Here is a 25656-nt window from a genome sequence, read left to right as displayed (position 1 = left end):
TATGCCATACGGACAACAAAGCCATCTTTCGATGAAGCCGTTATCTGCGAAAGAACTGGAATATATCGTAGATTCCATTTCCAATGAAGATTTGCTGATGAAGCAATGCGCGGCAACAGCGGCAAGCACGACCAATGCCGCGATCCAGCAGACGCTGGTGCAGATGGTGTCGGCTCATCAGCAGCATATGAACCTGCTGGTGCAATCGCTGCAGCAGCATGCTCAGATCGCGCCGACCCATGCCCAACAGCAGACCCAGTCCCAATAAAAAACGATCGATAGGAGGTTACGAACATGAACGGCACTTCGATGAGCGGGTTCATGCCCGAGAAAGATTTGTTACATACGATTCTCAATGACTTGAAGCGCACCTCAAGAGAATATGCGACCGGCGTAACGGAAGCGGCTTGCCCTACCGTTCGCCAGATGTTCACCGATCTGACCAATAGCACCCTGCAGATGCAAGGCCAGCTGTTCAACCTGATGCAGCAGCAAAATATGTATTCCGTCGCTTCCCCGGCGCTCCGGGATGAAGTCAACAAGCGGCTGCGCGACCATGAGCAGACGATCCAGAAGGCGAACCAGTTCGTCCAGCAGAAGCTGCAAGCACAGCAGGGCTACGGCGCCGGCTACTACGGGCAGGGCGGATATCAGCCGCAGCAACAGCAGCAAGCCCCATACCAGCCGCAGCAACAGCATGGCTCGTACCAGCCGCAGTCGTCCGGAACCAGCCGCTACTCCGATTACCTATCCTAGCACGCCGCTATGCAGCCGCTTTTCCGATTCTATGGAAGGGCGGCTGTTGTTTGTTTTCGCAACCGCGCCTGACATATGTTTGTGCTGGTGTGGATCCGCAAAAAGGTGTATCATATTGAAATATCAACAATATATCGGCTGATTTGCAAGGCACGTCGAGGGAGGCAATGGGAATGACAGACTTAAGCTCACTGGATATTCAAATATTGAAACTATTGAAAGAGGACGCCCGCCGTTCCCCGGACCTAATCGCCACGATGCTGGGGGTTCAGTTGGAAGAGGTTCAATCGGCGATCGCTGACATGGAACGAAAGCATGTTATTGTCAAGTATTCGACGGTGGTGAACTGGAGCAAGGTCGATGATGAGATGGTCACGGCTCTGATTGAAGTCCAGATTACGCCGGAGCGCGGCCGCGGATTTGAAGGGATCGCCGAACGAATCTATCTGTTCCCGCAGGTCAAGGCGGTTTACCTGATGTCGGGTTCTTATGATCTGCAGGTCGAGGTTCAAGGCAAAAGCTTGCGCGAGGTGGCGTCGTTCGTCTCGGATAAGCTGTCGCCGATCGAATCGGTGTTGTCGACCAAGACGCATTTCATTCTCAAAAAATATAAGCAAGACGGCATCATCTATGAAGAGCGCGAGGACGATCAACGTCTCGTCGTAACCCCGTGAGAGGTGACAGAGCATGATTAAGGAAGAGGAGAAACAGGGGACGAACCGTTCCATGCATCAATACATTAATCCGCTGGTCCGGGATATTCCGCCTTCCGGCATCCGCCGTTTCTTCGACATGGCGGTATCCAGCAAGGACATTATCACCCTCGGGGTAGGGGAACCGGATTTCTGCACGCCTTGGCATGTGCGCGAAGCTTGTGTCTATTCTTTGGAGCGGGGACGCACCAAATATACGTCCAACGCGGGGATGCCGGAGCTGCGAGAGGAAATTGCAAAATATTTGGATGAATCATTCAAAGTTGCGTATGATCCTGCCGATGAAATAATTGTAACGGTTGGCGGCTCGGAAGCGATCGATCTGGCGCTGCGGACGCTGGTCGCTCCAGGTGATGAGATTCTCATACCCGAGCCAAGCTATATCTCGTATTCGCCAATCGTGTCGATCGGCGGCGGGGTACCGGTCGGAATCGAGACGTTCGCGAAGGATGACTTCAAGCTGACCGCCGAAGGGCTGCAGGCGAAAATTACGCCGAAGTCGAAGGTGCTCATTCTCTGTTATCCGAGTAATCCGACAGGCGGCATCATGACCTATGAGGATTGGCTGCCGATCGCGAAGATCGTGGAGGAGAACGATCTCATTGTCATTTCCGATGAGATCTACGCCGAACTGACCTATGATCAGAAGCATGTCAGCTTCTCGTCCATTCCGGGGATGAAGGAGCGCACGATTCTGGTAAGCGGCTTCTCGAAGGCGTTCGCGATGACCGGCTGGCGCATGGGCTATGCCTGCGGTCACAAGGACATTATTTCGGCCATGCTCAAAATCCATCAGTATACGGTCATGTGCGCCCCGATTATGGGCCAGATCGCTGCGCTGGAGGCCTTGAAGCACGGGCATGAAGAGAAGGAGCATATGGTCGAGTCGTATAACCAGCGGCGGCGCCTTATCGTCAAGGGGCTGCGCGACATCGGGCTTGACTGCCACGAGCCGCAGGGCGCCTTCTATGCCTTTCCTTCCATTCAATCAACAGGGCTTACTTCCGAGGAATTCGCGCACCGGCTCCTGTTCGAGGCGAAGGTGGCGGCGGTTCCTGGAGACGTGTTCGGCTTGGGCGGCGAGGGCTTCATCCGCTGCTCTTATGCGACATCGGTATCGCAGTTGAATGAAGCGCTCGATCGAATGGGGCGTTTCCTCGACAAGATTAAGCAGGAAATGTGAAAAAAATTCAAATTGAACTAAAATGAACTAGTTTTCTTTTCCTTCATCTGGTATAATATAACATGTCTCGCTTTATTGTCCCATCAAATGGAACAGATGGGCGATGATGGCGCTTCGAGGATCCAGCTGCGAAAGGAGGAAAGGGCTTGTTTTGTTCGAACTACACCTTGACGACGTATTCACGTAGTTTACTGAGAGAAGATGGATCTCATCCCAAATGGTCGGGCAAAACAAGAAACGTTTCGTCCAAGATGCTTGCTCTGGAACAGGAGATAAGGATTTTGCGGAAGCAAATGGAGCAGATGTTTCAAGAAGAGCAGTCTTTCACGGCTGAAAGTATGATTGAAATCAGCAGCATGCTGGACTTGAAGATTAACGAGTACATGAAATCGCTCGGCAAGCGATCCTAACATACCGAAGACCCTGAGGGGTCTTCTTTTTTTGCTTATGCCGTTTGTGATATAGTGGGTGATAGACGGTTAGACATGCTGGAGAAAGGGGAATACATCGTGCGGAAATGGGGATGGATGGGGATGGTGCTCGCACTCGCGCTCGTGCTGGGAGGCTGCGGGTCCAAAGCGGACATATCCGTGTTCATGATGTCGACGACAACGGTGCCATCCGAATTGACCGAGGCGCTGAAGACGGAATTGAGTCAGAAACTGGAAGGGCAATTCACAGTGGACGTGTTCGCGTCGCCGATGTACAATTTGCAGAAATTATTTGTCGAATATGCGGCGGGCGATAACGCCGTGCATGTTGTGCCCGAGGAAGACGTGAAGTCGATGAGCAAGCAGGGCGGCCATATCCCGTTGGATGCTTATTTCGACAAGGACAAATATGAAGAAGGCTATTTTGACGGCATGGTGCTGGAAAAAGCGGAAAAGGGCTATATCGAGCATCAGGAAAAGCATCTATATGCGCTTCCGGCTGAAAAATTGCCGCTTCTGAACAAGCTTGGCATCACAGAGAAGGGCTTATTCGTCGCGATTCCGGTTCGCACACCGAATGAGGAGCGCTCCATCCAGATCTTGAAGCTGATGGAGGAAGCGAAGTGAAGGCTGGCAGATGATGCGGACGGATGGAGGGAGTCAGTGTGATTATCGGGATTACCGGAGGCCATGGCAGCGGGAAGACATCGTTCGCGTTGTCCTATGCGGCAGGATTCGGCCGTGAAGGGCTGTACCTGTCGACGTTACATACGAGCCTTCCCGATGGTATGCCCGATTCTTCCCGTTGCCGGTGGCAGCATCTGCCGGCGGGGGAAGAGCTGCCGGGACTTCTGCATCGGATTAATGAAGAGTCCAATCTGTTCCGGGCGGAACGGAGGGTCGTGGTCGTGGACAGTGTCACCTCCTATCTCGCAGGCGTCCATGCGCAGCTATGGAAGAAGCGTCCGGAAGGCGATAATGAAGAATATGACGCCATATATATAGAGGAGATCGCCGCCGCCCGCAAGCGGCTGCAGGATGCCTTACTCGCATTTCAGGGGAGGCTGTTCCTGATTACGAACGATCCGCCGGCTTACACGCCGTTCACGGATCCGAAGGAACGGCGCTATATTATCGAGCACGCGGCTCTCAATCGGGAGCTTGCACGCCGCAGTCATCAATGGTTCCGGCTCGAGGCAGGGATGCCGGAGGAGGTATCGGCCAGGAGGTTCAGAGGCTGATGAGTTCCCGGCCGCTGCCGTGCTAGGATACGACAATATGCTGCGCCGCGCGGCGTCAGCACTCAACACAAGGAGGAAGACACGTGAGAATATATACGCGGACAGGGGACGAAGGAACGACATCGCTTATCGGGGGCCGGGTGTCCAAGGATCATTTGCGGGTGGATGCCTATGGCGAGCTCGATGAATTGAATTCGTTCATAGGCTGGGCGGCGGCATGCTGCCAGGGAGATGCTTATGAGGAGCTCCGCAACCAACTGATCGAGATCCAGCATGAAGTGTTCGATTGCGGATCCGATGTCGCCTATGCGGAGAAGAAGCAAGGCGAGGTTGTCTATAAGGTGCATGCGGAGCAGGTGGCACGGCTGGAAGCCTGGATTGACGAGCATAATGCGCACACGGAAGCGATCCGCAAGTTCATTTTGCCGGGAGGCAGCGAGGCGGCCTCGGCGCTTCATGTGTGCCGGACAGTATGCCGCCGCGCCGAACGGCGCCTCGTGACGCTGGCTCGGGAAGAAACCGTGCACCAGCAAGTGATGAAATATGTGAATCGGCTCTCGGATTACTTCTTCGTCGCCGCCCGCCGGGCCAATGCGATTGCTTCGGTTCCCGATGAAGAATATGTGCGGAGCGCGGAAGTCTTCCGCCGCAGATCCCGTCATGACGGAGCCTAACGGACGGAAGCTTGCCGCGGAGCTCGAATATGTCGTGTCAGAAGGCGACGAAGGGATTCAACTGCGGGCCGTGCTGCGCTCGCGGCTGAATCTGTCGCGCCGGCTGCTAACCCGGCTGAAGACGATGGAAGCGGCCATTACGGTGAACGGGCTGACCGAGCGAAGCGGCAGGCCGCTTAGTGTAAGAGAGCGCCTCCATGCCGGGGATGTCGTTCATGTGCGGATCGAGGAGGAGACGGTCGAATCGATACTGCCCGAGCCGATCCCGATTGATATCGTGTACGAGGACGACGATATTCTGGTGCTGAACAAGCCGGCGGGGATCGTCGTCCATCCGACGAAGGGCTACCCGGGAGGGACGCTGGCGAACGGGGTTGTGCATTACTGGCGCGCCAAGGGGGAGCTGACCCGCTTCCGGCCGGCGAACCGGCTTGATCAGGAGACCTCCGGCCTGCTCATCGTCGCGAAGCATGGCCATGCCCATCATCAGCTGGCGGATCAGATGCAGACGGATGACATCTGGAAAGGATATGAGGCGTTCGTCTATGGCGTCCCTTCGCCGCAGGAGGGCACGATCCGGGCTCCGATTGACCGGGACAAGACGGAGCCTCATTTGCGTGTCGTGACGGAGGACGGCTATGATTCGATTACCCATTACCGGGTGCTGGAGGCGTACGGTGAGGAAGCGTCCCTCGTATCCTGCCGCTTGGAGACGGGGCGGACGCATCAGATTCGCGTTCATATGAAGCATATCGGGTGCCCGCTGCTGGGGGACAAGTTCTACTTCGGCGGGCAGGCGGTCTCGCCATGGCTCGCCGGGGCGCTGCAGCCGTTGACCCGGCATGCGCTGCATGCGGCCGAGCTGCGGTTCAAGCACCCGATGACAGGGGAGCCGATGCATTTCACGGCTCCGCTGCCGGATGATCTGCTGGCGCTGCGGGAGCGCCTGCTGCATGGGCGGCAGCAGTGACGGCAGCAGTGACGGCCATTGGGGCCAGCGTGACGCTGGGACTCTGACGCCGCGATTCGTACAAGGAGAACGGCCAGGACAGAAGGGAAAACGGCAAGCGCGGGCTTGCACGAAGCTGAACGGACAAGGAAGGAGTTGGAGCAGGTGAAGGTAACGGTCTATCATTATGCGAAATGCGGCACTTGCCGCAAAGCGATTCAATGGCTGAAGGAGCAGGGGCTTGAACTGGAGCTGGTGCCGATCGTTGAGCAGCCGCCTAGCGAGCGGGAGCTGGAGGAGATGATTGAGCGGAGCGGTCTGGAACTGAAAAAGTGGTTCAATACGAGCGGGGAAGTCTATAAGGAGCTGAAGCTGAAGGACAAGCTGCCTCAGATGAGCCGCGAGGAGCAGATCAAGCTGCTTGCCTCGAACGGCAAGCTCATCAAGCGTCCGGTTGTCACGGATGGCAAGCGGGTAACGGTCGGCTTCCGCGAAGACAATTACCGCGATACGTGGACGACCGCGGCCAAGCACGGCTGACAGCGCCGGCGAGATCGGCTTGCAGTGCTGCGTCCCGCTTGCCAGATTGGGCCGTGGGGCGCTAGCGGAAGCCTAGATATGCTATAATGGATAGCAGTGTCAGCAGAATAGAAAAATAGCAATTCTGTCATGAAAAGATAGGAAAGGGGAACGCGAATGATGTGGGATACGGACATGATGTCCGAACCGGCCGAGCCGCGCATGCTGCTGGTGGACGGGATGGCTCTGCTGTTCCGCGCGTATTACGCCACCGCATACGGCGGGTCGATCCGCCGCATGAAGGACGGTACGCCGACCAATGCCGTCTATGGATTCATGCGTTATTTCTGGGATGCGGTCAAGCGGTTCGAGCCGACGCATATCGCCTGCTGCTGGGATCTGGGGAGCAAGACGTTCCGGGCGGAGCAGTTCGATCAGTATAAGGCGAACCGGGCCGAATGCCCCGACGATCTGGTGCCGCAGTTCCAATTGATCCGCGACGTCATGGACAGCTTCCATATTCCGAATGTGTCGGCCGAAGGCTACGAGGCCGATGATTGCATCGGCACGCTGTCGCGGGTGTTCCGGGATGAGATGGAAGTGTATGTATTGACAGGCGACCATGACATGCTTCAATTGGTGCATGAACGCACCCGCGTCGTCATCATGAAGAAGGGGCAAGGCAACTATGCCGTCTATTGCCCGCAGACGCTGATGGAAGAGAAGCAGCTTACACCGGAGCAGATTATCGATGTGAAGGGACTGATGGGCGATCCGTCGGACAATTATCCGGGTGTCCGCGGAATCGGCGAGAAGACGGCCCTCAAGCTGATTCAGCAATATTCGTCGATAGACGGGATTCTTGCCAATATGAGCTCGCTCCCGGCAGGCGTTCGCACCAAGATCGAGGCGGATCTGGAGATGCTCCATCTGTCGCGGCGGCTGGCGCGCATCCATTGCGAAGCGCCGGTTGTATGCGAAGCCGGTCAATGTGTGTTCCGGCCGCAGCGGGATGCGGTCGCGGCCATGTTCGAGCAGCTTGAGATGACGAGCATTCTTCGTCTGATCGAGACGGCCTAACGATCCGGCCTTCCGCTGCCGATACAGTATATATCGAGATACGCATCGAATGACTAGAAGACCCTATCCTCCCTGTATCCGGCAATCATTCTGGGGAGAGATAGGGTCGAATTGTTGGGGGAATGAGAGAGTTGAATCAGGATAACGTATGCCAGGCTCCTTCCGAACGCCGTGCCAGCCGATGGCGTTCCTGCCTTGCGGGCCTGATCGCATTCGGCCTGTTATGGACGTGGACGCCGGGAGCGGAGGTGCAGGACGGCAGCTCCGCGGCGCCAGGCGTCGTCGTCGCGGCAGGCAAGCCGGCGAGCAAGGTGAGCACATCGGTGAAGCGGGTCTCCCTCGGCCGCAAGATCTTCCGCGTGACGACCGTGCGCGTGCCGAAAGGAATGAAGCCGCATGTCTCCTTCGGCAAGGACCGCTTCGGCACGACCGCGACGATGACCCGCACCGCGAAGCGGACTGGGGCGAAGGCGGCAGTGAACGGAACGTACTTCGAGGCGTATGGCGGCCGGCCCGAGCCGTATGGAACCATTATTAATCGCGGCCGGGTCGAGCATACGAGCAACTACGGCACGGCCATCGGCTTCCGTCCGGACGGGCGGGCCGTAATGGACAGCCTGCGCATCGAGATTAGCGGTCAAGTGACGAACGCGGCCACCGAACGCACTTCGTCATGGTATGCGTATTTCGTCAATCGGACGCCGAAGCGGGACGGCAGCGCAGCCGTATTGTACACGCCGCTGCGCGGCAACTCGCTCGGCTTCGCCTACGGCCGGGCCGTCGTCGTTCGCGGCGGCGTCGTGAAGAAGGTGACGGCGGGCCGCAATGTGAGCATTCCGAAGGACGGATATGTGCTTGTATTTACGGGAACGGAGAAGCCGATGGCCGATCGGTTCCATGTCGGGGATCAAGTAACGATGTCGATTCGTTACACGGATCGGCTGGGCCGTCCGATCGACTGGGACGACGTGCAGGTTGCGCTGGGCGGCGGCCCCCGGCTCGTGAAGGATGGCAAGGTGGCATTGAATCCGCGGGCGGAAGGCTTCAAGGAGGACAAAATATTGTCCAAGTCGGCAATGCGGAGCGGTATCGGCATCCTGCCCGACGGCTCGATACTGTTGGCGACGGTTCCATCCGCGACGATGAAGCAGTGGGCAGAAATATGGAAGAAGCTGGGTGCCGTGCAAGCGATGAATCTGGACGGCGGCGCTTCCTCCGGGTTGATCGCCAACGGCAGGGTCGTGACCAGACCGGGACGGGAGCTGAGCAATGTGCTCTGGTTCTCTGAGTAAGCTCGTGCCCGGTCATTGCGGGATCCGAATCAATCGTTAAAATGCGCCGCGCCGACGACAAGGGACAGGAATTGGCGGAGATCGGCGGCCTCTTCATCCGTTAACCGGTAGAAGTGCTCAAGATAGCCTTCCTCCTCCAGATCGTCCTGTCCGAGAATGGCGGTCAGGCCGCTCTGCAGATCGGTGACGAGCGTCTTGCCATAGAAGCGGGTGGTCGCGGTAAGCGCGAGATCGAAGCGGCGCATGCTGCCGCCGATAAACGTAACGAACCTCGTTGACGTCTCTTCGGTATGATCGGCTAAAAAATCGAGTTCATGTGCACTCATGGGACGAGCCTCCTTGTATCGGTAACGCTATCATTATACCGCACGCTTGCGAAAAGGCCATAATCAATTGACAGATTCTGCAATTATGCTATAATCTATATAAACTCATAACTAGGACGAGGAAGCACCTCTTCATGATGCGCAAGCCGCATTGGAAGAGGTGCTTTCTTTTTTTTTGCGCGCTTAGGAATGGGTGGCATTGAGAAGCGAGAAGGAGGAAGGTAGATCATGCAGGTTGTATGGATGGTGCGATTGGAGCGAAGCATGGAGGAGGACGGGAGCGAGAAGCGGCCAAAGCGCGGGGGCAAGCGGAAGGAAGACTCGTACGCGGCTCCCTTCGGGCTCCTGACCGCAGGCGAGGAGCAGGGGCAATGGATGGTGCTGTGGGAGGCAGAAGGAGCGGAGCCGGAGATCTGGTTCGAAGGCGGCGATTGGGCCGAGATGCGGGCATCGCTGCGGCGGGGCATGGCGCGGCTCATGAGCGCAGGCTACCGGCTGTCGCTCGGCTTCGTTCCGGAGGTGGACATTCATGAGCGCCGCATGCGGGAGCAGCAGGAGTGGATCGCCTGCTATGCCGATCTCCATCCGAATGCGGAGGTGTATGATCGGCTGGCCCAATGGCGCAGGGAAGCGGCCACGCGGCTGAGACGCGCTCCGTACTGGATCGCGTCGAACCGGATGCTTCGCATGGTCAGCGCCTATTTGCCGCAGCAGCTGGAGGAGTTGGAGCAGATACCGGGCTTCGGCGCGGTGAAGGTCCGCGACTTCGGCGAAGAGATTATTCAGATCGCGAAGCAGTATGCCCGCACGAGGGACTTCCCCCTGGATTGGGTGGCCGATGCCGTAAGCGAGCCTGAATTCGCCAGATGGGTCTATGCGGAATGGGAAGCGAAGCAGGCGAATGAACTGGCCAAAATATCGGAGCGCCGCCTGCTGATGGAAGGGCTGCAGCAAGGGATGGGGATCGAGCAGCTGATGGATCGGCTGCAGGTGGATCGGCGCGAATTGATTATGCGCATCGAGAAGATTGCGAAGGAAGGCGGCGCGATCGAAGGTCTGGCCGAGGAGGAGCTGGCGTCCATGCCTCCCGGCGAGCGGGAAGCGGTCGAGTCCGCCCTTATTGAATTGGGGGACGAGTACATCAAGCCGATCTACATTAAGGCATTCGGCGAAGCAGCACTGGAGCTGCCGTCTTCCGAGCTGCAGACCAACTATGAGCGGATCCGCTTCCTCCGGCTTCTGCACCGCAGACGGAAGAGCCGGGAGGCGCGGCAAGCGATTGCCGGTTAATCCGGGGCAAGCATGAACAAGCCCGCATCCCTTGGAGCGGGAGGCGGGCTTGGGTTCTATCGTTCATATTCATATAAGGCCGGTTGTTGGAACCTCTTCAGATCCAGTCTTTTTTGCGGAACAGGTAGAACATCAGGGCTCCCAGTATGAGCATAAAGCCGATAATATAGAGCGAGCCGTAGGCCCAGTCCATGAATGGAATATAATCGAAGTTCATTCCGTAGATGCCGGTAATGAGCGTCAGCGGCATGAAGATCGTCGTAATCGCGGTAAATACGCGCATGATGTCGTTCGCGCGGTTGGCGATGCTGAGCTGATACGATTCCCGCAAGTTGCCCATCAGATCACGGAACGTCTCGAATGTCTCGGAGACTTTGACCGCATTTTCATAGATATCCCGGAAATACTTCTGCAGATCGTCCTCGATGAGACGGAGATCTTTCCGGTAGAGGACAAGCAGCACTTCTTTTTGCGGCGCCAATCCTTTTTTCAGCCACAGAATCTCGCTGCGAAGACTGATAATCTCGTTCAGATGAGCCTTCTTGGCGCTGACGATCAGTTCTTCCTCCAAGTTGTCGATCTTGGCTTCGATCCGATCGGCTACCGAGAAGTAGTTATCCACCAGAATATCGATCAAGTGATACAGCATGCGGTCGGCCGAGCTCACCTGCTGCTCCCACAGTATCGGCTTGACCATGCGCAATTCATTGATTTTCTGCTTCGTCACGGTGATGATGTAGTGCTTGCCGAGAAATATATTTAAGGCCCGCAGGAATATCTCCTCATCGTCGAACCGGATGCTGTTCAGTACGATGAAATAATGATTTTCATAGATTTCGATTTTGGGCCGCTGCTCTTCTTCGCTCATACAGTCCTCGACAGCGAGATCATGTATGGAGAACAAGGGCTGCAGCTCGACCAGATCTTCCATATCGGCATCTAACCAGTAGAAACCGTTCTCCGGTGGAGTCAATGTCTTCTGTATGTCATCCACCGGCGTGAAGACGCCCTCGTTTACTAGACGGATTTTCAATGCTCTCTCCCCTTCGGCCGCATGTTGGATGCGGCAGCTTGCTTCGTCTGTTCAGACGATTCGTGCAGGGCAGATGCAGATGAGAGCCGTTACCCCCAGGGCACGGCAGTTATCCGCGCATGATGCTCGGGGATGGGCATAATGACAGAACGCGACAGCCGTCAAGCTGCACGGTGTCCCGCCGAATCGCCTTATTCGGTTGTCCGTTCGTACCTCGGCATTGCCTCGGGTCGCCATCCATCCGAAATTCACCCCAATTTGAAATGATTTACGATAATCTTCGAACGCTTTATGACAACAGTGCCCTTCAGGCACCTGTTTAGTATACCGCTCGGCACGTCCTTTTTTCAAGAAAAAATCGGATTGCTGCGGCGTGCATGGAATACGATATGCCGGAAGGAGCAAAAGGTGATTTTCCTCTTGACTTATTGCTTGACTTGGCTTTAAATTATTACCAAGTCCCATTCGGCTTAACGGGACTGCAATCGAATATGATATGTTAGCAATCTTATCAAGAGCAGGTGGAGGGACAAGCCCGATGAAACCCGGCAACCGGCAGATGTGCAGAGCCGTTCTTGCATTCAAGGACGTATCTGCAGCGCGCACGGTGCTAATTCTTGCGGTAGCGGTCAGAAGACTGCTGCTGACAGATGAGAGAGGCGCATGAAGTAGGCTGTGCATAACCTTTCTCGAATGTCGGGAAAGGTTTTTTTGTACCCTATACCGCAAGCGACAACCAATCTACGATGGATTTCATGAAGGAGGAGAGCGTCATGCCGATCAAGATTCCCGATCATTTGCCGGCCAAAGAAATATTGTCTCAGGAGAATATATTCGTCATGGACGAAACCCGTGCATATCACCAGGATATTCGTCCTTTGCGAATTGTCATTCTGAATCTGATGCCGACGAAAGAAACTACCGAGACGCAATTGCTGCGCCTCATAGGCAATACGCCGCTGCAAGTGGATGTGACGCTGCTTCATCCAGCGACGCACACGTCCAAAAATACATCCGCTGAACATTTATCTGCATTCTATAAGACATTCGATGAAATCGAGGAACAGCAATTCGACGGCATGATTATTACGGGGGCGCCGGTAGAGCAGATGGAATTCGAGGACGTGACCTATTGGAGCGAGCTGTGCCGAATTATGGAATGGTCTTCCGCCAATGTGACGTCCACGTTCCATATTTGCTGGGCTTCCCAAGCTGGCTTGTACTTCCATTACGGCATTCCGAAATATCCGCTGGAGCGCAAAATTTTCGGCGTGTATCCGCACTGTACGACCTTGGATAATGTGAAGCTGACGCGCGGCTTCGACGACGTGTTCCTCGTGCCCCAGTCCCGGCATACGGAGATTCGCCGGGAGGACGTGGAGCGCGTCCCTGAGCTGGATATTCTCGCCGAGTCAGAAGAGGCGGGCGTATATCTCGTGGCGACGCAGGACGGGAAGCATATTTTCGTGACCGGTCATTCCGAGTACGACCCTTGCACGTTGAAATGGGAGTACGATCGGGATATCGCCAAAGGGATGGAGATGGATCTGCCGGTCAATTATTTTCCGAACAACGATCCGTCACGCCAGCCGCGTTCGTCGTGGCGCGCCCATGCCAATCTGTTGTTCTCGAACTGGCTGAACTACTATGTCTATCAGGAAACGCCGTACGAACTGGGCAAAGCCGTACCGCGTAAGGAAGGGGCCAACTTATAATGGTGCAGCGCAACGAAGCCGATTACCGCATGGAAAGCCGGCTTGCCCAGATCGGGTCGGTTCACGATCCGGCGACAGGAGCCGTTAATTATCCGATTTATCAGGCTACCGCCTATCGTCATCCGAGATTGGGACAGAGCACGGGGTTCGATTATATCCGTACGAAGAATCCGACGCGTACCGTGCTGGAGGAAGCGGCAGCCGCCCTGGAGCAGGGCGATGCCGGCTTCGCCTGCAGCTCGGGCATGGCCGCGATACAGACGGTGTTCGCCAAGTTCGGACAAGGCGATCATCTGATCGTATCGCTCGATCTGTACGGCGGGACGTACCGTCTGCTGGAGCGGATATGGTCCCGCTGCGGGGTCACCGCCACCTATGTCGACACGAATGACCTGGATGCGCTGGAGTCGTCCCGCACGCCGCAGACGAAGGCGGTCTTCATCGAGACGCCGACCAATCCCTTGATGATGATTACGGACATCGAGCGGGTGGCGGCCTGGGCGAAGAAGCACGGCCTGCTGACGATTGTGGACAATACGCTGCTGACGCCGTTCTTCCAGCGGCCGCTGGAGCTTGGAGCGGATATCGTCGTACATAGCGCGACGAAGTATCTCGGCGGCCACAACGATGTGCTGGCAGGCCTTATCGTCACGAAGGGCCGCGAGCTGTCGGAGGAGATGGCTTTCCTCCACAACTCGATCGGCGCCGTGCTGAGCCCGTCGGATTCGTATCAGCTGATGCGGGGCATGAAGACGCTGGCGCTGCGGATGGAGCGTCATGAATACAACGCGACCCGCCTCGCGGAATGGCTGCTGGAGCACCCGGCTGTCGAAGCGGTCTATTACCCCGCACTGGCGGATCATCCGGGCTGCGAGATTCAGCGGCGCCAGTCGTCCGGCAACACCGGCATCTTCTCCTTCCGCTTGAAAAATGCCCGCTACGTCGATCCGATTCTCCGCCATCTGAGGCTGATCGCGTTCGCCGAGAGCCTGGGCGGGGTCGAGTCGCTGATGACGTATCCGGCAGTGCAGACTCACGCCGATATTCCGGCGGAGATTCGGGACCGGATCGGGGTAGACGATCGGCTGCTGCGCTTCTCCGTCGGCATTGAGCATGTCGACGACCTCATCGAAGATCTGGCGCAAGCGCTGGAAGCTGCCCGGTTGGAGGTGGAGCAGGGATGAGCGGACCAGACAAAGCGAAGCCGGATTCGAAGCAAGGACAGGGGCTTGACTTTACAACGAAGCTGATTCATTTCGGCGGGGAAATCGACAAGACGACAGGCGCGTCCAGCGTCCCGATCTATCAGGCGACGACGTTCCATCATCACGATATTTACGATCCCCCGGAATTCGATTACTCGCGCTCGGGCAATCCGACCCGGAAGGCGCTGGAGGATCATATCGCGCTGCTGGAGGGAGGAACGAACGGCTACGCGTTCGCTTCAGGGATGGCGGCCATCTCCTCTGCCTTTCTGCTCTTCTCCGCAGGCGATCATATTATCGTAACCGAGGATGTATACGGGGGGACGTACCGTCTGCTGACGACCATTCTGAACCGGCTTCGGATTGAATCAACCTTCGTTGATATGACCGATATCGATCAGGTAAAGGCGGCGCTGCGTCCGAATACGAAGGCCGTCTATATGGAGACGCCGTCCAATCCGACGCTCAAAATTACCGACATCGCGGAGGTATGCGGCTGGGCGAAGGAGCACGGGCTGCTGACGCTGCTGGACAATACGTTCATGACCCCATATCATCAGTTGCCGATCGTCCATGGGGTGGACATTGTGCTCCACAGCGCGACGAAGTTCCTGAGCGGGCACAGCGACGTGCTGGCCGGCCTGATTGTGACGGCGACCGAGGAACTGGGGGCGCGGATCAAGCAGCTTCAGAACGGGCTTGGCGCGGTGCTCGGCGTGCAGGACAGCTGGCTGCTCATGCGCGGTATGAAGACGCTGGGCGCGCGGATGAGCCACAGCGAGCAGAGCGCCCGCCGCTTGGCGGTCTGGCTGCAGGAACGAAGCGACATTACCCAGGTCTATTATCCCGGCCTGGCGGATCATCCGCGCCGCTACGTTCATGAGAAGCAGTCCGCGGGCTATGGTGCGGTCGTCTCGTTCGATGTCGGCTCCGGCGAACGGGCGAAGCGGGTGCTGAACCAGGTGAAGCTTCCGCTGGTCGCTGTCAGCCTCGGCGCGGTGGAAAGCATCCTGTCCTATCCGGCGATGATGTCCCATGCCTCGATGCCGGCACATGTTCGGCTGGAGCGCGGCATCACGGACGGGCTCCTGCGGTTCTCCGTCGGACTGGAGCATATCGACGATCTGCTCCAGGATCTGGATCAAGCGTTGAGCCAATAGCCGGGCGCTCGCTGCTTCCTTTTTCCTTATATATATGGCATTATGCCCTCTTCAGCGCGGAGAACCGGCCATGTTGTGCACCTGGTTTCGCTGGAGAGGGTGCTGTTTTTTCGCCCATAATTGTGGTACGATTATGAAGTCATTGACATGAATGGCCATATGCTCGAACGGGCAGCGGCTTCATGTCAGGAGCTGATATCGAATGACTTACGAATAGAGGAGCATCGTACGAGATGCATCCGCTTCGTGCTGCATGTACGCTCATACAGCATGCAACTATTGAGAGAGGAAGTGACTGTGACGATGTCACCGATTGATCGCATTTTGGATAAAGCGCTGCGCGGTGAACGTATCGACACGGATGAGTGCGTGACGTTGTTTTCGTCCGATCAGGTAGAGAAGATCGGGCATGTCGCCAACCAGATCATGTTGAAATGGCATCCTGAACCGATCGCTACGTTCGTCATCGGACGCAATGTGAATTATACGAATATCTGCGATACGTACTGCCGGTTCTGCGCGTTCTACCGTGCCCCGGGTTCCAAAGAAGGCTACGTGCTTCCGGACGAAGTCATCTTCCAGAAGATACAGGAAACGCTCGATGTCGGCGGTACGGAAATTTTGATGCAGGGCGGGACAAATCCGGAGCTTCCGTTCAGCTATTATACGAATCTGCTCAAAGCGATTAAGGAGCGCTTCCCTAGCATTACGATGCATTCCTTCTCTCCGGCGGAAATATTGAAGATGAAGGAAGTATCCGATGGATTGTCGCTGGAGGAAGTGGTGCGCGCGATTCACGAGGCGGGACTTGACTCCTTGCCTGGCGGCGGCGCCGAGATTCTGGACGATCGCACCCGCCGCAAGATCAGCCGGCTCAAAGGCTCCTGGCGCGATTGGATGGATGTGATGCAGACCGCGCACAAGGTAGGCATGAATACGACCGCGACGATGGTCGTCGGCTTCGGCGAACTGCTGGAGGAGCGCGCCCTTCATCTGGAGCGGGTCCGCATCGCGCAGGACGAGTGCCTGGAGAACAAATATACGTCCAAGGGCTTCCTTGCCTTCATTCCATGGACGTTCCAATCGGAGAATACGAATATGAAGGCAGAGCCGGTCAGCCCGGAGGAATATTTGAAGACGCTGGCGATCAGCCGCATCTTCCTTGATAATATCCCGAACTTCCAGGCATCTTGGGTAACGATGGGGCCGGAAGTGGGCAAGAAGACGCTGAGCTACGGCTGCAATGATTTCGGCAGCACGATGATTGAGGAAAATGTCGTCTCCGCGGCAGGCACGACGCATAAGGTCAATATCAGCAGCACGCTGCAGCTTATCCGCGAGGCCGGCAAAGTACCGGCGCAGCGGGACACGAAGTACAATATTTTGAAGGTGTTCGACGACGAGAACGTGAAGGTGGATCGCGACTTCGTCATGCAGAATTAATTCTGCCGGACGGCGGACATCTTAATTATTGTTTAGGATGCGCTTGATTGCGTTATTTTATAGGGCATCGCTTGTGCGGTGTCTTTTTTTAATATTATAGAATTTATAAATTTTTTGGGACTTCATTTGGACTCGTCACTCAGTAGAAAAAATTTTTAAAACGCTCTGTGTGCTAAGTTTTGATTAGGAAAATGGACAATCTCCACGCCTTCGTAAAAAAGGGGTTTCCAACAGCCTAAAACTGCACAATTTCCCTAGACACGTCTATTCCGGTAGGCGAAACCCGCAAAACTACACGATTTGTCCAGACACGTTTATCCGGTAGGAGAAATGCTGCGCAAATACAGCAATTCGATATGGACGACTTCACCAGAAAGTGAATCCTGCAAAACTGCAGGAATTTCACCCGTTTCGCTTCGACTTGGAGCGAAAGGGCCTAAAATGATGTAGATATGCAGCAATTCCTCGGGATGAGGACTCATTGAGCCGAAATTCCTGTAAAATAGCAGCAATTCCCTCCAAACGTTCAAGCCTCAGAAGGCAACGATGCCTCCAGAAGACGATGATGCCCCCAGGATCCGACGCGGTCTCTTGGATCCCGTAAAAGACGGCAGGATTTTCTTCCGTGCCTATGGGGGGAAGCAAAAATCGGCGAAAAGGATGTACTTTTACGGGATTTGCATCAGATAATGGCTGAAATAGCATAAAATCTTGCTCAGATGCAGGATTCGGTGCCTCAACCATCTTCCTCAGCTCGTCCTGCCGCCGTTTTTCCCGCCTCTATATTCTTTGCGTTAGCTTGATGGGAATATGCTCTTTTTGCTATTTTTAGGGTTGGTGTTTACAATGGGAAGCTTACTTGACTGACAATCGAATTTTTCCGAGTAAAGGGTTGTCTCTACGGGAGACAGCCCTTTTTGGGTCCTCGTACGGTCGTCCACCGCATACCAACGTGAAAGCATCCAGGACATCGTTGATCCTCCCAGCAAAGAAAAGAAAGTGTACTCCTTTCAAAGGTATATGCCTAATTAATCAGATCTGGGATATAGCCGGGGCATGACAAAAGTGATAGCAGTACGATATGTATTACATTACGAATGGGGCGTTAGCACATGTTCTCAGAACCCATAACTAAATGAACGGGTATGACTAATGTTTTTGCTCTTGTCCCTGAAGCTCCATCTCACACGATAAAAAGCAAACCCTCTGATGCCCAGCCCTGGTAGCGTGACATCAGAGGGTTATTTTTATAATTTATATCCTGCTATGACTTACGCTTGGTTCGCCGCGTTAGCCAGCTTCTTCTTGCGACCGACCTGAATCATCGTCAGGAAGAGTGTTGCCAGTACGCCACTCACGAGAAGCAACAGGAAGCAACCGTTCCAACCGGAGGATTCGACGATGAATCCAACAAGTGCGCTTGCAGTCAAGTTACCGAACAAGTAAGCGAACAAACCAGTCAAACCAACAGTTGTACCTACAGCGAACTTCGGTACGAAGTCGATTGCGCTAAGGCCAATCAAGAACTGCGGCACATAGATGAGACAGCCGATAATGGATACGGCGATAGTAATTACGAGGACGCTCGAAGACTGCCAGTACACAAGCGTAGCCAACACGACCCCGATCATGCTGATAATACAGAGCGGCATCCGGTTGCCCTTGAACAACTTGTCGCTAAGCACGCCGACGACGAGCGAGCTCAGAATGGCTGCCCATTCGAATACAGCAAATGCAATGTGATATTGCGATTGCGTGAAGCCTTTTTCTTCCGTCAAGTATAATGGTACCCAGTTCAAGACGCCGAAGCGAATGAAGTACACGAATACGTTCGCCAAGCACAGGTACCAGATGAATTTGTTTTTAAGTACATATTTGATCAAGATTTCTTTCATGGACAGCTTGTCGCCGTCTGGATTGCGTTCCACATCGTCATAATCGTTGCGATATTCATCGATTGGCGGCAGACCAACCGATTGCGGAGTATCCTTGCCGCAGAACCATACGAAAACGGCGATAATCATCGCGAGAATGGACGGGACTACGAAAATTCCTGTCTGCCAATAGGCAGAACCGAGAATACCTATGGCTACGCCTACGATTGGGGCGATAATGCCTCCGCCGATATTATGGGACGTATTCCAGATTCCCATATACGTACCGCGCTCTTTCTTCGAGAACCAGTTCGCCAGTACGATACTGCAAGGAGGAGCGCCCATGCCTTGAAACACCCCGTTCACGACAAGCATCATGAAGATGAGACCGAACGAGGAAGTAGATCCTAAGATAAGGTTAACTACGGCAGACAAGAACAAACCAACAGCGATAAATCGCTGCGTATGGGCTTTATCCGCCAAATTCCCCATGAAGAATTTGCTTATACCGTAGGTAACGGCAAGTGCCGCGCTCAACATACCGATTTGAGAAGGGCTGAACCCGAACTCACTCTTCAAATAGGGTGTGGACAACGTAAAGTTGCTGCGTACTAAGTAGTAGCCTGCGTAACCGATAAAAATGCCGATTATGGTACGCATACGGAAAATTCGGTACATCTTCGCGATCATGTGCTCCGGCAATCGAGGTATGGCGGGAGCTTTTTTCAACCAACCAAACATTCTTCATTCTCCTTGACCTTTTTTGTCCGCACGCATTCTGTTCCAAAGGTCTAGGATTTGTTCATGCCTACGCATGGAACTGTGTACAGGCAAGACAGCAGACTTCTCTACATCCTGCTTATTCTCGTGAACGGTCGGGGTGCCGTAAGACACTCGTTCCAAGACAGCCGCAGCCTCTTGTGACAAGCAGTAATTGATGAACCAGTCTGCAGCGGCCTCATTGGGCCCGTTCCGGATTTTCGATATGCCATTGACGAATAGGCTCGTTTTTATCGGAACGCTGCTCACGATATCGAACCCGGCCTCGCGCAGCTTGCGCTGATCTCCCAGAAAGTTGATACCGATTGCATACTCGCCCGAGCTGACGTATTGTGCCGGCATGAAGCCGTTTACAGTAAGCAGACCGATATTGCGATTCAACTGTCGCAAATAATCGGAAGTTCTCTGCTCGCCCCATGCATCGTATAACGAGGCGATAAACGTGTACGCGGTTCCTGAATAATTCGGATCTGGCATGACGATCTTGCCACGATATGCAGGATCAAGCAGTTCTTCCCACGTCTTGGGGAACTTCAACCCGAGCGGCGCAAATTCTTGATCCCAGCGTTCGCGATTAACCGCAATGGATAACTGCTCAACCTCGTAACCAGCCCAATACCCGTCCTCATCCTTGAACGGGAAAGGGATAAGATCCATATTTGCGCTGCGAATCGGGGAGGATAGATCCTCTTCCTTCATCGTCATGTGCGCATCGATCGTTCCCCCAATGACGAGATCCGCTTGCGGCTTCGTTGATTCCTGAGACACGCGGCGCAATATCTCCTCTGTCGACAGCCGGATGTATTCGTACGTACATCCTGTTTGTTGACAGAAGGACGACAGCAGGGCACTGCCGACTTCTTCACGAGCGGCCACGTATGCAACCAGATGGCGCCCTTTCATGTCGGGCATACCTTGCTCATCCACAGTAATGGCATGATGATCATTGGAACAGCCTGCCTGCGTAACTAGACAGACGAATAGTAAAAGGTAGAGTAATCGTGTCATCTTATATCCGCCTTTTCGTTCTTTCCATGAAGCAGCAGTTTCTCCAAGCCTGTCTGCAAATAGATCGAATTTCCGTTGTCATCGCCCATATATTGCATGACGACATAGCCGGAATAAACGACGATATGCAGGATATTGCTGCGGTCATTTTTCAGCTCCTTGTCCTCCTTGTATGCAGTAATAGAGCCGAGCGGCTCCTGCTTGCGGAGCAACAATTGCTTAATTTCGACCTGATCTTTGATTTCCAATGCTTGTTGAATGCTGGACACCAAGTAACCCTTTTCATGATCAAGCAAATTTCCTTGTACGCCGTCAGAACGGAAAGTGAGCCCCTTTGCAGTTCGTATGAATTGTGCGAAATGCTCGGGCGTATAAAAAAGACTTTGCAGCTGAGTCTGCAGGGCAGACAGCAGAGGAGTCTCATGTCCTGGGCCGTAAGACCATTTGCCTAGGGTAAAGGTGCTGCCAAGCTCAAAGGTCTGCTCGCTTCCGTTCAAATATTGGATGCGTCCCGAGAGAATGGCCTGTTCACTGTCGGTATCAGTAGACAGCTTCGGTTCATACTCCTGCTTGATCCGATCCATATAGGATACGAACGCGTGCAGACTTACCTCGTCATTGACATGCAAAGATCCCCACTTCTGATGAGAAATTGTTGCTTGAACAGGAAGGGAATCGCTTACTTTTCGCAATACTTCATGCTTATCGTTGATAATGCCGACCTTCTGATAGACCTGCTCATTCAGGAAGAACCCGGCAAAAGACAGCAATAGAATGATTCCCGTAAAAAGAAAGGCACTCCATATAAGCTTGTTCATTCTGCATTACTCTCCTTGCTCAGCATAAACAATCATCATTTCATAATTTCCTCGGAATTGTTTCGCAAATGTATTATTTCGAGCATGTTGGCAGAGGATGTGTATCCAATGCTGCCGGTGAGCGGAATTGGAGCGTGATTGTCGTTCCGATCCCATCCTCGGATTGTATGGACATTTCTCCTCCTTGCAGGGCCATCAGTTGCTTGCATATGAGCAATCCGAAGCCATTGCCTGCGGCCGATGTCAGGGCTGCGTCCGATGAAGAGCTTTCGAACCGTGCAATGAGGGAATGGCTTATGCCGATTCCATCGTCCCGGATCGTAATTCGCTCTGCATTATCGCTTGATGTCTGTTGAATCACTAGCTCGGATGCATCGCTATATTTGATTGCATTATCGAGCAGGTTCAGGAAAATTTGCTTCGTCTTATCCGGATCTGCGACAACTATCGTAGTTACTAGCTCGTTGTGCAGCCGAATCTGATATTTGTCGAGTCGTGGCTGCATTATATACATGGCTTCGCTTGCAATCGCCGCGATATCGCATATGGTTGGAGATACCGAGAACGGGCTGTCTCCATACTTGGATTGGCTGAGCAGTTCCTCGACAAGTGTAAGCATGCGCTCGCTTTCCACGGAGATATGGCGCAGGCTTTCTTGAACATCCTCCGGATCCTTCAGACGTGGAATTAGGTTCGAATATCCCATAATCGCGGTCAGAGGCGTCTTTAGCTCATGGGTGACTCGATCCAGGAAATCGCGCTGCTTGTCCTTCTCCCGGCTTAGCTGCTTGATGTGCAGCTCGATTGCATCGGCCATTGCATGCAAGGAATGCGCCAGCTGACTTATTTCCTCATAACCGCTTAGTTCGATACGGCTGCCGTAGTGGCCGTTGGCGAGCTTCTTCGCCATATCTCGAAGCTGCTCGATCGGTTTGCTCAGCGATTTGGCGAAGCGATTCGCAATCAACACGGCGGCAGCGAGAAGAAGCAAGCAAGCAACCGCGAAGGTGACCTTCATTCGCTTGAGCAGCTGTGATTCATTCTCCAAGGGCTGGAGGAATCGAATTAATCCGATAACTTGATTGTCGACGTAGATTGGGCTGGAGAACAACAGCAATGGAGAGGGAGAGGCCTTTTGAATCATATAGGACTTACTGCCATGCATCGCTTGTTCCATATCCTGATTCACATAAGACAGCGCTCCACGCTCGGTATCGGCCAGGACGAGATGATGCGCGTTAATGAGCTGTACGCGAACGCCCATGCGCTTGGACAGATATGAGGCAATAAGCGGCGCGCCTTTTTGAAGCGTGAAGTCTGGTTTTCCTTTTTGTTCGCGCTCCACATAATTAATCGTGTAGATCTGAGCTTCTACGCTTAGCTTTTGCAGCGAATTGACCGCGGATTGATAAACATTATTCTGCAAAGAAATATCAAGCACGATATAGAGAAAAAGCATGACAGGAATGAATAGGGCAAGAAGTGCCAAGTGAAAGCGTTTCTGTAAAGTCATGGGTTATCCACCTTGTTCAAAATGCCGTGCAAATCAACAATCTATTTTGTATCCGACGCCGTAAATGGTTTTGATTCGCTCTCCTTCTTTTCCTAGCTTTTTGCGGAGGCGCTGTATCATAATATCGACTGCTCTCGTATTTTCCGGATAATCAAGCTTCCACACCTTCATAAGGAGATCATCGCGAGTGAAGATGCGCCGCTTATTGGATAATAACAGCAGAAGCAGATCATACTCTCGATACGTTAGCGTAATGTCCTGTCCGTTCACAACAATCGCGCGCTTTTCCGGATCGACTCGAAAAGGTCCGCAATGCATGATGCTGGATCCGGAGTTCGTCTGCTCTTGTTTTTTCATCCGTCTTTCGATCACCTTGATTCGGAGCAGCAGCTCCGTGCTGTGGAACGGCTTGACGAGGTAATCATCAGCGCCTAATTGCAGTCCCAGCAACTTGTCGTTAATTTGTCCCTTGGCGGTAAGCATGATGACGGGAACGTCTGAGTTGCTGCTGCGGAACTCGCGCAGCAATTGATACCCATCTGTATCGGGAAGCATCACATCAAGAATAATCAAATCTATCTGTTGCGCCTGCCATTGTTCGTGCGCGGCTTGGCCGCTCGCGGCCGTGTGTACCGTGTAGCCTTCAATCTCGAGATTGAGACGGATGAGGTTCAAGATGCTCTGCTCGTCATCGACAACTAGAATATTCATCGCGTCCTCCTTCTAGGGTGTGGTTATCATTGATCGCACAAAAAAGCAGCCTGGCAAAAGGCCGCTCCTTCTTCTATTATACAGGCATACCCATAACTGTACACGAAATGCTTCATCTTCAATACGGTAAAATATACTAGCTAATGCTTAGCAAGCCCTATTTCAAATATGTGCTTCAATCGTTTAGAAATGTTCATTTATATGGTAAGATTTTCGTATGCAATGCTGTTTGGAAATGAATAGGAAAATCGGCTACGCGAATCATTAACGTTTCAATTTTAGACGGGAGCTATGGATTAGATTGTTGAAGATGACTACCGGATATAAGGCGGAATGAACATATGGAAGTAATCAGCGGAGATTTAATAACACGGACTTCATTGAAAAATGACTTTGAGAAGCTGGGCGTACAATCGGGAATGAATGTTATTCTTCACTCCTCTATGAAATCATTGGGCGGATGGGTGGTAGGAGGAGCCGTGTCAGTCATATTAGCTTTAGAGGAACAGTTGGGAGAACAAGGAACCCTTGTCATGCCAACGCATACATCGGACTTGTCTGATCCCTCAACATGGTGCAATCCGCCTGTGCGAGAATCTTGGTGGGAGGATATTCGGGAGCAAATGCCTGCTTTTGATCGTGATTTTACGCCTTGCTCGGAAATGGGGACTATACCGGAGCTGTTCCGTAAGCAAAGAGGCGTCATCCGAAGCAATCATCCTCAGCTTTCCTTCGCTGCTTGGGGTGCCAATCAAGTGTATATTACAGTTAATCATAGTCTGGCTTACGGCTTGGGAGAGCAATCGCCGATCGCTCGCCTGTATGAACTGGATGGATGGATATTATTATTGGGGGTCGGTCACGGCAATAATACATCCATTCATTTGGCTGAATATAGGGCCAATTATGAGCGTAAGAAGGAGATGATTGCGAAAGCTCCCATGATGCAAGGCAATAATAAAGCTTGGGTTGAATACAAGGAAGTGGATTTAGATTCAAGCGATTTCGATGCGATTGGAGCAGATTTTGCGCGGGATACGAATCATGTCCGAGTCGGACAGGTTGCGAATGCAACTGCCTTGCTCCTTCCTGTTCGAGATATTGTAGATTACGCGACAATATGGATGGAGAAGCAGCGTACACTTTCTGCTCCCATTTTGTAACTTTTTACTCCATCTCTTGTATGTATAATATGGTTTTTTGCACATGGATGCGAGGGGAGAGGACTCGCGGTATGACGGGGAGAGTACGCGCGATATGCGCAGGGAGAATATCCCGGTTATGTACGGGAGAGTGACTGGGCTTGAGTGTGGAGAATTCTGCAAAACTGCAGTATTTTCTTTTTCTCACAGGCGGAATTTGGGAAATTGATGCAAAAGTGCAGGATTTCGCCGGTTTCACCTCTAATAAGTAGAAAATGGTGAAAATTCCTGCATTTACGCAGGAATTTTTATTTCGGGAAGCCCCGCCAAGCCGAAAACTGTCTATTTGCAGCAATTTTGAGCCAAGGCCGCCCCATTCACCGGCCCCCATTCACCGGCCCCTCTTCACCGCAGCACTTTTCACTGCACTGCCCGTTCCCTGCCCGTTCCCTGCACGTTCCCTGCACGTTCCCTGCACGTATCCCCTGCACGCACATCCTACGAAACACTGAACACCGAACGAATCACGCAGGAATCACCGTACGTATAACTACATACACATTTCACCACATAAATCATCATACGTATGGCCATACACGCAATACCTGAATTCGCCATGCCAAGCGAGCTTTTCTGACGGGTCGCGGCACCGTTTTTGCACCTCACAGCCATGGCCCGCACCTTGTCTGACGTACCTTCCACCAGCTTGCCTGACTGTTTGTCCCACAGCTTGTCAGGTTCGCCTTCATTTCCAGAACCCGCTTCGTATATCTGTTTCTTCAGCCCCATATACTTAATAA

The 25656-nt window shown here is 53.5% G+C and carries 27 protein-coding genes and 1 riboswitch; of the genes, 18 read left to right on the top strand and 9 right to left on the bottom strand.

All coding sequences use genetic code 11. The features are described from left to right. Position 1 precedes the first annotated feature (1 nt). From NNL35_RS25780 to NNL35_RS25725, 12 genes are all read left to right on the top strand, one after another. Positions 2-268, top strand: a complete 267-nt coding sequence (locus NNL35_RS25780; RefSeq protein ID WP_006677468.1) for a hypothetical protein — start codon at positions 2-4, stop codon at positions 266-268. 26 nt (positions 269-294) lie between these two features. After that, positions 295-756 carry a spore coat protein gene (locus tag NNL35_RS25775; protein WP_006677467.1) on the top strand — a complete coding sequence of 154 codons (462 nt, stop codon included), beginning with the start codon at positions 295-297 and terminating at the stop codon, positions 754-756. Between the two features lie 173 nt (positions 757-929). Continuing rightward, on the top strand, positions 930-1430 hold the full coding sequence (locus NNL35_RS25770) for an Lrp/AsnC family transcriptional regulator (protein WP_006677466.1): 501 nt from the start codon (positions 930-932) through the stop codon (positions 1428-1430). A gap of 13 nt (positions 1431-1443) precedes the next feature. Then, positions 1444-2652: an aminotransferase class I/II-fold pyridoxal phosphate-dependent enzyme gene (locus NNL35_RS25765; RefSeq protein WP_006677465.1), complete on the top strand. Its 1209-nt coding sequence runs from the start codon at positions 1444-1446 to the stop codon at positions 2650-2652. A gap of 251 nt (positions 2653-2903) precedes the next feature. Beyond that, positions 2904-3062, top strand: coding sequence for an aspartyl-phosphate phosphatase Spo0E family protein (locus NNL35_RS25760; RefSeq protein ID WP_261945010.1), 159 nt, complete (start codon positions 2904-2906; stop codon positions 3060-3062). Between the two features lie 99 nt (positions 3063-3161). Further along, the gene (locus NNL35_RS25755) at positions 3162-3710 is read left to right on the top strand and encodes a hypothetical protein (protein WP_040731718.1); all 549 of its coding nucleotides are present in this window, start codon (positions 3162-3164) and stop codon (positions 3708-3710) included. A 23-nt stretch (positions 3711-3733) separates the two neighbouring features. Beyond that, positions 3734-4324 (top strand): bifunctional adenosylcobinamide kinase/adenosylcobinamide-phosphate guanylyltransferase, encoded by a 591-nt coding sequence (locus NNL35_RS25750; RefSeq protein WP_254553855.1) that lies wholly within the window; start codon positions 3734-3736, stop codon positions 4322-4324. An 83-nt stretch (positions 4325-4407) separates the two neighbouring features. Beyond that, positions 4408-4998, top strand: a complete 591-nt coding sequence (locus tag NNL35_RS25745) for a cob(I)yrinic acid a,c-diamide adenosyltransferase (protein WP_006677461.1) — start codon at positions 4408-4410, stop codon at positions 4996-4998. Next, on the top strand, positions 4985-5968 hold the full coding sequence (locus NNL35_RS25740; protein WP_006677460.1) for an RluA family pseudouridine synthase: 984 nt from the start codon (positions 4985-4987) through the stop codon (positions 5966-5968). The genes NNL35_RS25745 and NNL35_RS25740 overlap by 14 nt, the downstream gene beginning before the upstream one ends. Before the next feature lie 144 nt (positions 5969-6112). Continuing rightward, positions 6113-6487, top strand: coding sequence for an arsenate reductase family protein (locus NNL35_RS25735; protein WP_006677459.1), 375 nt, complete (start codon positions 6113-6115; stop codon positions 6485-6487). Between the two features lie 159 nt (positions 6488-6646). Next, on the top strand, positions 6647-7546 hold the full coding sequence (locus NNL35_RS25730; RefSeq protein ID WP_006677458.1) for a 5'-3' exonuclease: 900 nt from the start codon (positions 6647-6649) through the stop codon (positions 7544-7546). A 122-nt stretch (positions 7547-7668) separates the two neighbouring features. Continuing rightward, a complete protein-coding gene (locus NNL35_RS25725) occupies positions 7669-8838 on the top strand; it encodes a phosphodiester glycosidase family protein (protein ID WP_100226363.1) in 1170 nt (389 codons plus the stop codon). Between the two features lie 29 nt (positions 8839-8867). Here NNL35_RS25725 and NNL35_RS25720 read toward each other — a convergent pair whose 3' ends face one another. Then, complete coding sequence (locus tag NNL35_RS25720; protein WP_006677456.1) at positions 8868-9164, bottom strand: DUF3055 domain-containing protein; 297 nt, start codon at positions 9162-9164, stop codon at positions 8868-8870. Between the two features lie 228 nt (positions 9165-9392). Between NNL35_RS25720 and NNL35_RS25715 the strand changes: the two genes are divergently transcribed. Further along, positions 9393-10454, top strand: coding sequence for an HRDC domain-containing protein (locus tag NNL35_RS25715; RefSeq protein WP_006677455.1), 1062 nt, complete (start codon positions 9393-9395; stop codon positions 10452-10454). Between the two features lie 97 nt (positions 10455-10551). Here the strand turns inward: NNL35_RS25715 and corA are convergent, their stop codons facing one another. Continuing rightward, positions 10552-11487 (bottom strand): magnesium/cobalt transporter CorA, encoded by a 936-nt coding sequence (corA, locus tag NNL35_RS25710; RefSeq protein ID WP_006677454.1) that lies wholly within the window; start codon positions 11485-11487, stop codon positions 10552-10554. Between the two features lie 505 nt (positions 11488-11992). Next, a riboswitch (SAM riboswitch) is annotated at positions 11993-12144 on the top strand. 116 nt (positions 12145-12260) lie between these two features. Between corA and metA the strand changes: the two genes are divergently transcribed. From metA to mqnC, 4 genes are all read left to right on the top strand, one after another. After that, the gene (gene metA, locus NNL35_RS25705; RefSeq protein WP_006677453.1) at positions 12261-13202 is read left to right on the top strand and encodes a homoserine O-acetyltransferase MetA; all 942 of its coding nucleotides are present in this window, start codon (positions 12261-12263) and stop codon (positions 13200-13202) included. After that, complete coding sequence (locus NNL35_RS25700) at positions 13202-14386, top strand: aminotransferase class V-fold PLP-dependent enzyme (RefSeq protein WP_006677452.1); 1185 nt, start codon at positions 13202-13204, stop codon at positions 14384-14386. The genes metA and NNL35_RS25700 overlap by 1 nt, the downstream gene beginning before the upstream one ends. Beyond that, entirely contained in the window at positions 14383-15567 is a 1185-nt protein-coding gene (locus tag NNL35_RS25695; RefSeq protein WP_006677451.1) for a trans-sulfuration enzyme family protein, read from the top strand. The genes NNL35_RS25700 and NNL35_RS25695 overlap by 4 nt, the downstream gene beginning before the upstream one ends. Positions 15568-15870: 303 nt before the next feature. Further along, positions 15871-17010: a cyclic dehypoxanthinyl futalosine synthase gene (gene mqnC / locus NNL35_RS25690; RefSeq protein ID WP_040731715.1), complete on the top strand. Its 1140-nt coding sequence runs from the start codon at positions 15871-15873 to the stop codon at positions 17008-17010. Positions 17011-17324: 314 nt separating this feature from the next. Here the strand turns inward: mqnC and NNL35_RS25685 are convergent, their stop codons facing one another. The 6 genes from NNL35_RS25685 to NNL35_RS25660 all read right to left on the bottom strand — a co-directional run bounded on the left by NNL35_RS25685 (position 17325) and on the right by NNL35_RS25660 (position 23714). Continuing rightward, positions 17325-17492, bottom strand: a complete 168-nt coding sequence (locus tag NNL35_RS25685; protein ID WP_254553854.1) for a hypothetical protein — start codon at positions 17490-17492, stop codon at positions 17325-17327. A gap of 789 nt (positions 17493-18281) precedes the next feature. Further along, on the bottom strand, positions 18282-19625 hold the full coding sequence (pgtP, locus tag NNL35_RS25680; RefSeq protein WP_006676452.1) for an MFS transporter: 1344 nt from the start codon (positions 19623-19625) through the stop codon (positions 18282-18284). A 3-nt stretch (positions 19626-19628) separates the two neighbouring features. Next, positions 19629-20672, bottom strand: coding sequence for an ABC transporter substrate-binding protein (locus NNL35_RS25675; protein ID WP_040730895.1), 1044 nt, complete (start codon positions 20670-20672; stop codon positions 19629-19631). Then, positions 20669-21490, bottom strand: coding sequence for a DUF3919 family protein (locus NNL35_RS25670; RefSeq protein ID WP_006676450.1), 822 nt, complete (start codon positions 21488-21490; stop codon positions 20669-20671). Before NNL35_RS25670 ends, NNL35_RS25675 begins: the two co-directional genes overlap by 4 nt. Before the next feature lie 73 nt (positions 21491-21563). Next, entirely contained in the window at positions 21564-23003 is a 1440-nt protein-coding gene (locus tag NNL35_RS25665) for a sensor histidine kinase (RefSeq protein WP_006676449.1), read from the bottom strand. Between the two features lie 33 nt (positions 23004-23036). Next, positions 23037-23714, bottom strand: a complete 678-nt coding sequence (locus NNL35_RS25660) for a response regulator transcription factor (RefSeq protein ID WP_006676448.1) — start codon at positions 23712-23714, stop codon at positions 23037-23039. Positions 23715-24055: 341 nt separating this feature from the next. Here NNL35_RS25660 and NNL35_RS25655 point away from each other — a divergent pair, with 341 nt between their 5' ends. Then, complete coding sequence (locus NNL35_RS25655; RefSeq protein ID WP_006676447.1) at positions 24056-24877, top strand: AAC(3) family N-acetyltransferase; 822 nt, start codon at positions 24056-24058, stop codon at positions 24875-24877. Between the two features lie 477 nt (positions 24878-25354). On the opposite strand, the gene NNL35_RS25650 is transcribed toward NNL35_RS25655, so the two are convergent. Next, positions 25355-25645, bottom strand: coding sequence for a hypothetical protein (locus tag NNL35_RS25650; protein ID WP_254553853.1), 291 nt, complete (start codon positions 25643-25645; stop codon positions 25355-25357). Positions 25646-25656 lie beyond the last annotated feature (11 nt).

This window comes from Paenibacillus dendritiformis, assembly GCF_945605565.1.
Classification (GTDB): domain Bacteria; phylum Bacillota; class Bacilli; order Paenibacillales; family Paenibacillaceae; genus Paenibacillus_B; species Paenibacillus_B dendritiformis_A.
Note: the sequence above shows the minus strand (reverse complement) of the source record. Positions and strands in the feature narration are given on the sequence as shown.